8 protein-coding genes are annotated in these 10,362 nt (G+C 44.9%); 6 read left to right on the forward strand and 2 right to left on the reverse strand.

Annotation, left to right across the window (positions count from 1 at the left end):
* The first annotated feature begins 61 nt into the window (after positions 1 to 61).
* The 3 genes from H539_RS0105435 to H539_RS0105445 are packed head-to-tail and all read left to right on the forward strand — an operon-like array spanning position 62 to position 2,659.
* Positions 62 to 1,237: a DUF418 domain-containing protein gene (locus tag H539_RS0105435; protein WP_035321953.1), complete on the forward strand. Its 1,176-nt coding sequence runs from the start codon at positions 62 to 64 to the stop codon at positions 1,235 to 1,237.
* A complete protein-coding gene (locus tag H539_RS27805; RefSeq protein ID WP_051348444.1) occupies positions 1,237 to 1,785 on the forward strand; it encodes a P-loop NTPase family protein in 549 nt (182 codons plus the stop codon). Before H539_RS0105435 ends, H539_RS27805 begins: the two co-directional genes overlap by 1 nt.
* A complete protein-coding gene (locus H539_RS0105445; protein ID WP_026692693.1) occupies positions 1,760 to 2,659 on the forward strand; it encodes a fumarylacetoacetate hydrolase family protein in 900 nt (299 codons plus the stop codon). Before H539_RS27805 ends, H539_RS0105445 begins: the two co-directional genes overlap by 26 nt.
* Before the next feature lie 78 nt (positions 2,660 to 2,737).
* Here H539_RS0105445 and H539_RS0105450 read toward each other — a convergent pair whose 3' ends face one another.
* Positions 2,738 to 3,313 (reverse strand): DUF2777 domain-containing protein, encoded by a 576-nt coding sequence (locus H539_RS0105450; RefSeq protein WP_026692694.1) that lies wholly within the window; start codon positions 3,311 to 3,313, stop codon positions 2,738 to 2,740.
* A gap of 263 nt (positions 3,314 to 3,576) precedes the next feature.
* Between H539_RS0105450 and asnB the strand changes: the two genes are divergently transcribed.
* The 3 genes from asnB to H539_RS0105470 all read left to right on the forward strand — a co-directional run bounded on the left by asnB (position 3,577) and on the right by H539_RS0105470 (position 9,155).
* Positions 3,577 to 5,427 (forward strand): asparagine synthase (glutamine-hydrolyzing), encoded by a 1,851-nt coding sequence (gene asnB, locus H539_RS0105455; RefSeq protein WP_026692695.1) that lies wholly within the window; start codon positions 3,577 to 3,579, stop codon positions 5,425 to 5,427.
* A gap of 502 nt (positions 5,428 to 5,929) precedes the next feature.
* The gene (locus tag H539_RS0105465) at positions 5,930 to 7,453 is read left to right on the forward strand and encodes an alpha-amylase family glycosyl hydrolase (protein WP_026692697.1); all 1,524 of its coding nucleotides are present in this window, start codon (positions 5,930 to 5,932) and stop codon (positions 7,451 to 7,453) included.
* A 34-nt stretch (positions 7,454 to 7,487) separates the two neighbouring features.
* Positions 7,488 to 9,155, forward strand: coding sequence for a glycoside hydrolase family 13 protein (locus H539_RS0105470; protein WP_026692698.1), 1,668 nt, complete (start codon positions 7,488 to 7,490; stop codon positions 9,153 to 9,155).
* A gap of 141 nt (positions 9,156 to 9,296) precedes the next feature.
* Here the strand turns inward: H539_RS0105470 and H539_RS0105475 are convergent, their stop codons facing one another.
* Positions 9,297 to 10,163 carry an SDR family oxidoreductase gene (locus H539_RS0105475; RefSeq protein WP_026692699.1) on the reverse strand — a complete coding sequence of 289 codons (867 nt, stop codon included), beginning with the start codon at positions 10,161 to 10,163 and terminating at the stop codon, positions 9,297 to 9,299.
* Positions 10,164 to 10,362 lie beyond the last annotated feature (199 nt).

Genomic DNA, 10,362 nt, shown 5'->3' on the forward strand with positions numbered 1-10,362 from the left:
TGATAAAAGATTCATCTTCATTTGTATTTGGTTTATGATGGAAATAGAGAGGCGGAGTTATATGAAGGCACCCTTGTCCGAAAGGGATAGAATTGTTTCTATCGATATTTTAAGAGGCTTTTCATTACTGGGGATATTTTTCGTGAACATGCAGTTCTTCCATTCCATGATGATGCCAGAGCCGCTCAGGTGGTGGACAAGCAGATGGGACCGGATTCTCTATATCTTCCTTGACCTCACTGCCCAGGCAAGCTTTTATCCGCTGTTTGCCTTTTTATTTGGTTTCAGTGCCATTCTAATGGAAGAGGGAGCCAGAAAAAAAGGATTTCTATTTCCTTCTTTATTTGCCAGAAGACTTACCATGCTTCTTATATTCGGCTGTATCCATGCCTTTTTGATTTGGCATGGAGATATACTGATCAACTATGCTTTGTTTGGCTTTCTGTTGTTGCTGTTTTACAAAAAAGATGTGAAATATTTAATGACCAGCAGCCTCCTGTTATCGGCTGTCCTGATTGCATCCGTTTCTGCCGGTTTTATCCTGGCTATGGCAGCCGGAGTGCATGTTGATCCCATTCAACACAGTGAAGCTGAGATCAGGCATGGAATAGAAGTATACCAGCAGGGCAGCTATAAACAAATTTTTCATCTGCGTTTCAAGGAATGGTACGAAGTGAATAATCCAGGAAACCTTCTCTATTTATTTTTGTCCATTTTCCCATTATTTCTGGCAGGGGCAGCATTCGCCAAGGCAGGCTGGCTTTCAAGGCCGGAGGAATTCAGGGGAAATCTGCGTAAGGTATGCATGATTTCCTTGCCTGTGGGATTTGCCCTCAAGCTTCTTCCTTATGTTTTCACAGACAGCGATTGGATGATGTTCCTTCAGGATAATTTGGGCGGTCCCATGGTATCGATTGGATATATAACCGGGGGAGTCCTGCTTCTTAGGAGAAAGGGAATCCTTAAGCTTTTCTATCCATTCTCCTTTGTAGGAAGGCTTTCCTTAAGCAATTATTTAGCTCAGTCCATTCTATGTACCTCTATTTTTTATTCTTATGGTCTGGGGATGTTCGGGAAAGTCACCATATGGCAGGGAAGCCTGCTTGTAATCCTGATATATACTCTGCAGGTGACAGGCAGCTGGCTCTGGCTGAAAAAGTACAGGATTGGCCCGCTCGAGTTTCTGTGGAGATATGGGACTTATGGAAAACGTCCTATTTTAAAAAGGAGGACCTGATGCAGAGGAAAATTTTGATTATAGGCTGCAGCGGGGCAGGAAAGGCAGCTCTCGCCATGGAGCTTGGAAGTATACTTGGGATTGCCGTGCATCATTTAGATTCGTATTTCTGGAAAGAGGGCTGGAAACCCACTGAACGGGAAGAATGGCTGAGCAGGGTGAAGCTTATTTTGGAAGAAGAAGCCTGGATTGTGGATGGCAATTATTACAGTACTCTGGAACTGCGGCTAAAAGAATGCTGCACAGTCATTTTTCTCGACTTTCCTTCCCTGATTTGCTTATATGGACTTATAAGCAGGAGAATTAAATTTCATCGAAGAAACCGCCCGGATATGGCAGAAGGGTGCCCGGAGCGCCTGGATTGGAAGTTCATTAAATGGACAGCCCGGTATAGGAGGCGAAATGCCCCAAAGATCAGGGCTGCACTGCAGGCGCACAAGGAGAAAGAAATCGTCATTTTAAAAAGCAGGAAAGAAACCAGGCAGTTTTTAAAGGAGCTGCGTATCTCAAGGGGGAGTAGAAATGAAACTGGCAACAATTCTGCATGATGGAGAGGAAAAAGTAGCCATTGTTGAAAATGAACAATTTTATCTGGATGTACGGAAAGCAGCCCAGCAGCTTCTAAATAGGGATCTTCCGATTTCCACTATGCTGGAAGCCATAAAAATGGAAGGCTTTGCCGAAATAGCTGAAGCGATGGCAAAAGCACACAAGGAGTATCCCGGCAAAGCGGACTATGAGATCCATGCTTCTGAAGCGGAACTTCTGGCTCCGATACCACGCCCGGATAAGAATATTTATTGTGTGGGAAAAAACTACGCAGAGCATGCCATCGAGCTTGGGAGCGAAGCAGATATTCCCGAGCATGTGATGCTGTTTTCCAAGGTGCCGAATACAGTGATTCCCCATCAGCAGCCGATCCCAAGGCACAGGGAAGTAACGGATGCCCTTGATTACGAGGGGGAACTGGCCGTGATCATCGGCAGGAAAGGAAAAGGAATCAGTGCTGAATCCGCAATGGATTATGTGTTTGGCTACACGGTCCTGAATGATATTACGGCCCGTGACCTTCAGGAACGCCATAAACAATTTCTCCTGGGAAAAAGCCTGGACGGAAGCTGTCCAATGGGCCCATATATTGTCACCCGTTCAGACATTGCCGATCCATCAAATCTTAACATCGAAACGAAGGTGAACGGCGAGGTGCGCCAAAGCTCGAATACCAGCCAATTCATCTTTACGATTGAAGATGTCATTTCCACCATCTCTAAAGGAATGACCCTGGAGCCGGGCGATATCATAGCCACGGGTACTCCGGCGGGAGTAGGAAAAGGTTTTAAGCCTCCGAGGTATCTTGATTCAGGGGACAAAATAGAAATTACGGTTGAAAATATAGGAACGCTGGTCAATGTGGTGGAGTAGCTTTTGTCATACTAAATAATAAAAGGTAAGGTCTTGTTTTCCTTTCACCAGGGAGACAGTGCCTTACCTTTTTCATTTTTAAGGAGCCGGATTGGAATGCAATTTTTCGATGACAATTCGTTTTCCGGTATTGATGGTATATTCAAAACGGTCATGCTCATGCTTTAGGTATTTAAAATGATGCTGGACAGAGCAAATGGCTTCCCCATTATCGAAAATGAAGAAATTGACTCCCGACTGCATCTTCTTCTCTTTGATAAAGGTCAGCTGATTGTAGCTGTAGATGCAGTCATAAATTGAAAAGTCAAGGGAGTTCAAGGTGGTGATAAACTGGAAAAAGGCATCATCATTAAGTTCATCCAGCAGACGTTCGAAGGAGTAAATTAAATTTTTTCTTATACGGACCTTCTCTTCATCATATAAATAAGTGGTATCCTTACCCAGCCGAATTAAACCATTTTCCTCTAGGATTCCTTTTCTCCAGCGGTTGCCCCGAAAAATTTCAATATCATGGTGAAGAAAGTCATCCAGAGACGCGGCTTCGTCTGTTTCATCATCAAAAAATACCCATTGCTGGTTAATAAATTCTACAACACCTTCTGTGAAGGCCCTGGATTGAATAGATACGAGTTTTGAACGGTGATGTTGATTCATGGTTTACCTCCAAATTGGATGCCTCACCTACTTTTTAGACAAAATTTACGCAAATTATAACTGTATATTTTTTCTCGTTCGGGACAATTAACCATTCGGTCTGCTCCGCATAGTCTATGTTAACTGTGATAGCGGCCAGGGCCTATACAGCTGAATGGCCTTATGGCTTTAGTGCCTGCCTTTAAAAAGGTGAAGACGGCCAGATTGAGCGGGGCTGCTGCAGAAATAAGCGGCCTCCAAGCCGTACAGAAAGGACGATGGATATGTGTGGAATAACTGGATGGGTCCACTATCAAAAAAATCTTGCGAACGAAACAGCGATTCTTGAAAAAATGACACATACTCTTAAACGGCGCGGGCCGGATGAAACGAATATCTGGACAGAAACGCATGCAGGCTTTGGACATAAAAGGCTGATCGTTGTTGACCCGGAGGGCGGAAAGCAGCCGATGACAAAGGAAGCGGAAATGAGCCGGTACACCCTTTGCTATAATGGCGAGTTGTACAACACAGACGATTTGAGAAAAGAACTCCTAATTAAAGGATATTCCTTTCATAGCCATTCTGATACAGAAGTATTGCTTGCCTCCTATATAGAATGGAAAGAAAAATGCGTGGAATTTTTAAATGGGATATTCGCGTTCGCTGTCTGGGACAGCAAGGAACAAAAATTGTTCATGGGCAGGGACCGCTTAGGAGTGAAGCCGCTCTTTTATGCTGAAAGGGATGGGGGTCTGCTGTTTGCCTCCGAGTTAAAGGCCCTGCTTGCCCATCCTTCTGTCCCAGCTGAGCTTGACCGCGAAGGCCTAGCCGAAGTATTCGGGCTTGGGCCGTCACGGACGCCGGGATCCGGTATTTTCAAGAATGTGAAAGAGCTGCGCCCGGCTCATTCATTATCCTTTTCGCGGGATGGACTAAAGATATGGCGCTATTGGAATGTCAAAAGCAAGGAGCATAAGGAAAGCCTGGAAGAAACAGCCGACACGGTCGGATTTTTATTGAAGGATGCGGTGAAAAGACAGCTGGTTTCCGATGTTCCGCTCTGCACCTTCCTCTCCGGCGGGCTTGATTCGAGCGCCATTACAGCGATAGCGGCGAACCAGTTTGCAGCAGAAGGGAAAGGGCAGCTTCATACGTATTCCATAGATTATGAGGATAATGATAAATACTTTAAGGCAGATGACTTTCAGCCCAATTCGGATGGCCCGTGGATCAGGAGGATGTCAGAGGCTTTTGGCACCCAGCATCACAGCCATGTGATCTCGCAAGATGCATTGAGCGATTTTCTGGCGGATGCCATGAGGGTGAGGGATATGCCGGGGATGGCTGATGTCGACTCCTCGCTTCTATGGTTTTGCAGGGAAATAAAAAATGACTTTGTTGTGAGCCTTTCCGGTGAATGCGCGGACGAGATTTTCGGGGGCTACCCGTGGTTTCATAGAGAAGATGATTTAACCAGGGGCAGTTTTCCCTGGATGAGATCGATTGGGGAACGGCAGTCGCTGCTGAGGGGATCCTGGCAGGAAGCTCTCAAACTGGAAAGCTATGTGCAGCAGCGGTATGAAGAGACCCTTGCAGAGGTACCTGTATTGGAAGGCGAAGCACCTGCAGAGGCAAAAAGGCGAGAATTGTTTTATCTGAATATGGTCTGGTTCATGACAACATTGCTGGATCGAAAGGACCGAATGAGCATGGGGGCGAGCCTTGAGGTGAGAGTGCCCTTTGCCGACCACAGGCTTGTGGAATATGTCTGGAATATTCCATGGGAGCAGAAAATGGCTGGAGGACGTGAAAAGGGCATCCTGAGAAAGGCGCTTGAAGGAGTCCTTCCGGAAGAAGTGCTGTACCGGAAGAAAAGCCCATATCCAAAAACCCACAACCCAGCTTACACACTCATGGTTCAGGAGATGCTGATTAGAAGGCTTGCGAATAAGGACTCTGTACTGCATGAATTATTCAACAAAGATAAATTGAATGACTTAATCAAGACAGGCGGAAACTCCTTTAAAATCCCTTGGTTCGGCCAGCTCATGAAGGGTCCTCAGCTGCTCGCTTATTTAACACAGCTTGATATGTGGTTTGAAGAGTATCGCATTAAAATTATAGAATCATAGAACGGGAGGCTCCACAGACTGTGGAGCCTTAAACATGTGAAAGGATCTTTACAAGAGTCTTTCGTTCTTTCTAGAGCAGCATGATGGGGCTCCATAGAGAAGGCTAACATCAAAAAAATTTTGCAGGAAAAAGACGTATGTATGCAATCGTTTTCTTTATCTTGCTGCAGCCACTTCCAAAGTCTTCTCATCGTTCATTCACTCTGGTTAAGCCACTTTCATACAAGTTAGATATTCTATTTGTGTTAAAGTCGAAATATATAGTAGAGAGGAAGATAGAAAGGGTAGCAGCATCTGAATTTCTTTTTCATTTTGTAAAAAATGCTTGTAAAACCATCCGTAGAAGGTATAATTATGACTAAAGTTTGTGCAATCGTTTTCACAAAGAACCAGCAAATTCCCCAGAGGCCCAAAACAGAGGTCTTTTCAGCAGTTTGACGGCTGCATCTTAAAAAGGCTAATCTAATAGAGGCTATAGAGAGATTAATAAGGGGAGATTATCATGAAGAAAAGATTATGGGCTCTTTTTTTACTGCCGTTCCTTCTGGTGTATTCGCACCCTGCCGACGCGCAGAGCAGCCAGGATGACCGCGGATGGCGGGATGAGAATGTGTATTTTATCATGGTGGACCGCTTTAAAAATGGAGAAACAAAAAATGATTATGATGTAAACGTGAATGACCCCAAGGCTTATAATGGCGGAGATTTTAAAGGGATCATTCAGGAACTGGATTACATAAAAGACTTGGGCTTTACCTCAATATGGCTGTCGCCGGTATTTGACAATGATGATAAAGGGTACCACGGCAATTGGATACATGATTTTTACAAGACGGATGAACATTTTGGAACAATGAAGGAGTTTAAACAGCTGGTGAAGGAAGCGCATAAGAGGAATCTTAAAGTGATCCTCGATTTTGTGGCGGACCATACAGGACCCGATCATCCTTGGGTGAATGATCCTTCCAAAAAGAATTGGTTTCAGGAAAACAAGCCGGTCCAGAACTCGAATCATCAACAAGAAGTCCGGGATAACCTCCCTGCCTTAAACCAGGAAAACCCGGAAACCCGCAAATATCTGCTTGATGCAGCCAAGTGGTGGATTAACGAGACAGATATTGACGGATATGGGCTGGACATAGCGGATACTGTTCCCCTGGATTTCTGGGCGGATTTTTCGAAAGCCGTAAAATCGGTAAAATCTGATTTTTATCTGCTTGGAGAGGCAGAGCAGGACAATCCTGCGAAGCTTGCCCAGTATCAAAAAACGGGGATAGACGGGGTGGTGGATGTTCCGCAGAATCCTTATCTGCGAAGGATCTTTGCGGCGCCGGACAGAAGCCTGAAAGATGCTTTTCTTTCCCTGAAAAAGAACAAGGAATCGTTCGATCATCCGGAGCTTCTCGGGAATTTCATGGATAATGAAGATATGCCGCGTTTCACAAGCGATATTGTCCGCAATAAACAAAACCCGGCAACGAGGTGGAACCTTGCGTTGTCCTACTTATACACCTCGCCTGAAATGCCAATCGTCTACTATGGATCCGAGATTGCCCTGAATGGCGGCAATGATCCGGACAATCGCCGGCTGATGGGCTTTAAAGCTGAAACAGACATTATCGATTATTTAACCAAGCTGGGCAAGCTGAGAAATGAACATAAAGCACTCACACGGGGCGACATGGAAGTCCTGTATGATAAAAATGGTATGGCCGTCTTTAAAAGGCATTATAAAGGTGAAACCCTTGTGGTGGTAATCAATAATACCTCTAAATCACAGTCGGTCGATATTGATGATTCAAAACTTGCCAAAAATCAAGAACTCCGCGGGCTTCTTGATGGAGATCTTGTAAGGAGCAAGGTAAGCAGCTATCACATCATTCTGGACCGTGAAAAAACAGAGGTTTATACTCTTCAGAAAAAGACGGGCCTGAATTATCCCTATTTGATTACGATGACTGCCGTATATGCTGCCTTTGCAGCGTTTATTATCCTTCTTGTAAGAAAGGCAAGAAAAAATAGATAAAACGTTTTTTTAGAGTACGATGGGAGGCTTTTAAATGAAGAAAATATGGTGGAAAGAAGCGGCGGCCTATCAGGTGTATCCTCGCAGTTTTATGGATAGCAATGGAGATGGGATTGGAGATATTCAGGGAGTTATCTCCAAATTGGATTACCTGAAGAACCTGGGAATTGACGTGATCTGGATCTGCCCGATCTTTAAATCGCCCAATGCGGATAACGGCTATGATATAAGCGATTATCAGGATATTATGAGTGAGTTTGGCACAATGGAGGACTTTGACGAGCTTTTGAAGCAGGTTCACACGAGAGGGATGAAAGTGATCCTCGATCTGGTCATCAATCATACCAGCGATGAGCATCCGTGGTTTATTGAATCCCGCTCTTCCCTGGACAATCCAAAGCGTGATTGGTATATCTGGAGCGATGGTAAAGAGGATAAAGAGCCCAACAACTGGGAAAGTATTTTTTCTGGAAGCGCCTGGGAACTGGATGAAACGACAGGGCAATACTATCTTCACTTATTTGCCAAAAAACAGCCTGATATAAACTGGGAGAACCGTGAGGCGCGCCAGGCTCTTTATGACATGGTAAACTGGTGGCTCGATAAAGGGATAGACGGCTTCAGGGTGGATGCCATTTCCCATATTAAAAAACGTGCCGGCCTGCCTGATATACCTAATCCTGAGGACCTTCCATATGTTCCTTCATTTGAAATGCATACCAACCAGGAGGGCATACATCCCTATCTTGAAGAACTGAAAGAGGAAACCTTTGCGAAATATGATATTATGACGGTCGGAGAAGCGAATGGTGTAAAGATCGAGCAGGCAGACGACTGGGTCGGAGAAGAAAACGGCAAGTTCGATATGATTTTTCAGTTCGAGCATTTAGGATTATGGGATAAAGGAATGGACAACAGTGTCGATGTTCTGCAATTAAAGAACACCCTGACCAAATGGCAGGAGGGGCTGTACCAATCAGGATGGAATGCGTTATTCTTTGAAAATCATGACCAGCCAAGAAGTGTATCGACCTGGGGTAACGACTCAGAATACTGGGCAGAAAGTGCAAAAATGCTTGGAGCCTGCTATTTCTTGATGTCAGGGACACCATTTATTTACCAGGGCCAGGAAATCGGTATGACCAATGTGAAATTTGATTCCATTCATGATTATGACGATGTGGGCATGAAAAATTATTATGAGATTGAAACGGCTGCAGGACGTCCGCACGAAGAAATCATGGAGATCATCTGGAAAAGAGGGAGAGACAATTCCCGAACCCCGATGCAGTGGAGTGCTGAAGCCAATGGAGGCTTTACCACAGGAGCTCCCTGGATGAAAGTGAACCCGAATTATAAGGAAATCAATGTGGAAGCCCAGCTGAACGACGAGGATTCCATCTATACCTTCTATAAAAAAATGATTCAAATCAGAAAAGATCATGAAGCGATTGTCTATGGAGATTATCAGCTGCTCCTTGAAAATCATATCCAGGTATATGCATATACCCGGACTCTGGGAGAAGAAACCATTCTAGTTATCTGCAACTTCGGGATTGAAGAATCTCATGTGAGCTTACCAAAGCTCAGCGAGAAAAACACCCGCCTGCTTTTGGCCAACTATAAACATGCAGAGGAAGATCTGCATGAGACATTGACCTTAAAGCCATATGAAACAAGAGTGTATAGCATGAATGAATGAGCAAAAAAGAGGAAATCCTGTGATTTTCTCTTCTTTTACGTATTGGCTGTCCTGATTACTCAAAAAAAGAACCCTGGAATGAAGCCAAGGTTCTTTGATATACCGGGAAATCACGCCGGGAAATGGGGGACTGTCCGCAAATCAGCCGTTTACGACGGTTCCGCCATTTACATGGATAGTCTGGCCGCTGACATAGGAAGAATCATCGCTTGCCAGGTATACGTAAGCTGGGGCAAGTTCTTCAGGCTGTCCAGCACGTCCCATCGGTGCATTTTGGCCGAATTTTTCGACCTGTTCTTCGCCAAATGTAGATGGAATCAATGGAGTCCAGATTGGACCAGGTGCCACCGCGTTAACGCGGATTCCATCTTTTGAAATAGAATTAGATAGCGCGCGTGTAAAGGATACAATCGCTCCCTTTGTTGATGAGTAATCAATCAGAGTCGGATTTCCCTGATAAGCCGTGATGGACGCAGTATTGATGATGCTCGCGCCTTTTTTCATATGCGGCAGGGCGGCCTTTGTCAGGTGGAACATAGAGAAAATATTCGTTCTGAATGTCTTCTCAAGCTGCTCGGCAGTGATGTCAAGGATGCTGTCCTGCGGATGCTGCTCGCCAGCATTGTTCACAAGGATATCCAGAGTGCCAAACTCATTGATCGTCTGCTCTACAATCGATTTACAATGAGCTTCATCCCCGATATCCCCGGTGATGAACAGGCACCTGACTCCCTCCTCTTCAATCAGGCTCCTTGTTTCCTTGGCATCCGGATTTTCCTCAAGATGGGCGACAACCACATTGGCACCTTCCTTGGCAAAATAAACTGCTGCCGATTTACCAATTCCGCTGTCGCCGCCTGTAATAATGGCTGTTTTGCCTTTTAATTTTCCAGAACCCTTATAAGAAGATCTTACAGAATCGGGCTGAGGCGTCATCTTTGTTTCGGTCTCTTGTCGTTGATCCTGCTGCTGCGGTGGAAAGCCTTGTTTTTGATTATCTTGGCTCATTATGAATCCCTCCAGGTTTTATTAATGTCTCTAATGTAATTTCCTAGAAAAGCCTGTGGAAAACATGGGAAAATTATGTAAATCAACCTTATCTGCCATCCGGAAATGGATAAATTCAGGAGGTGGTCGTGTTCGGACAGGTTCAAGCGTCCAGAGGGAAAAGTAGTCCGAAGGCGGTCCGTGTTCGGACAAGTTCAGG

Source organism: Peribacillus kribbensis DSM 17871 (genome assembly GCF_000430765.1).
Lineage (GTDB): Bacteria > Bacillota > Bacilli > Bacillales > DSM-1321 > Paraperibacillus > Paraperibacillus kribbensis.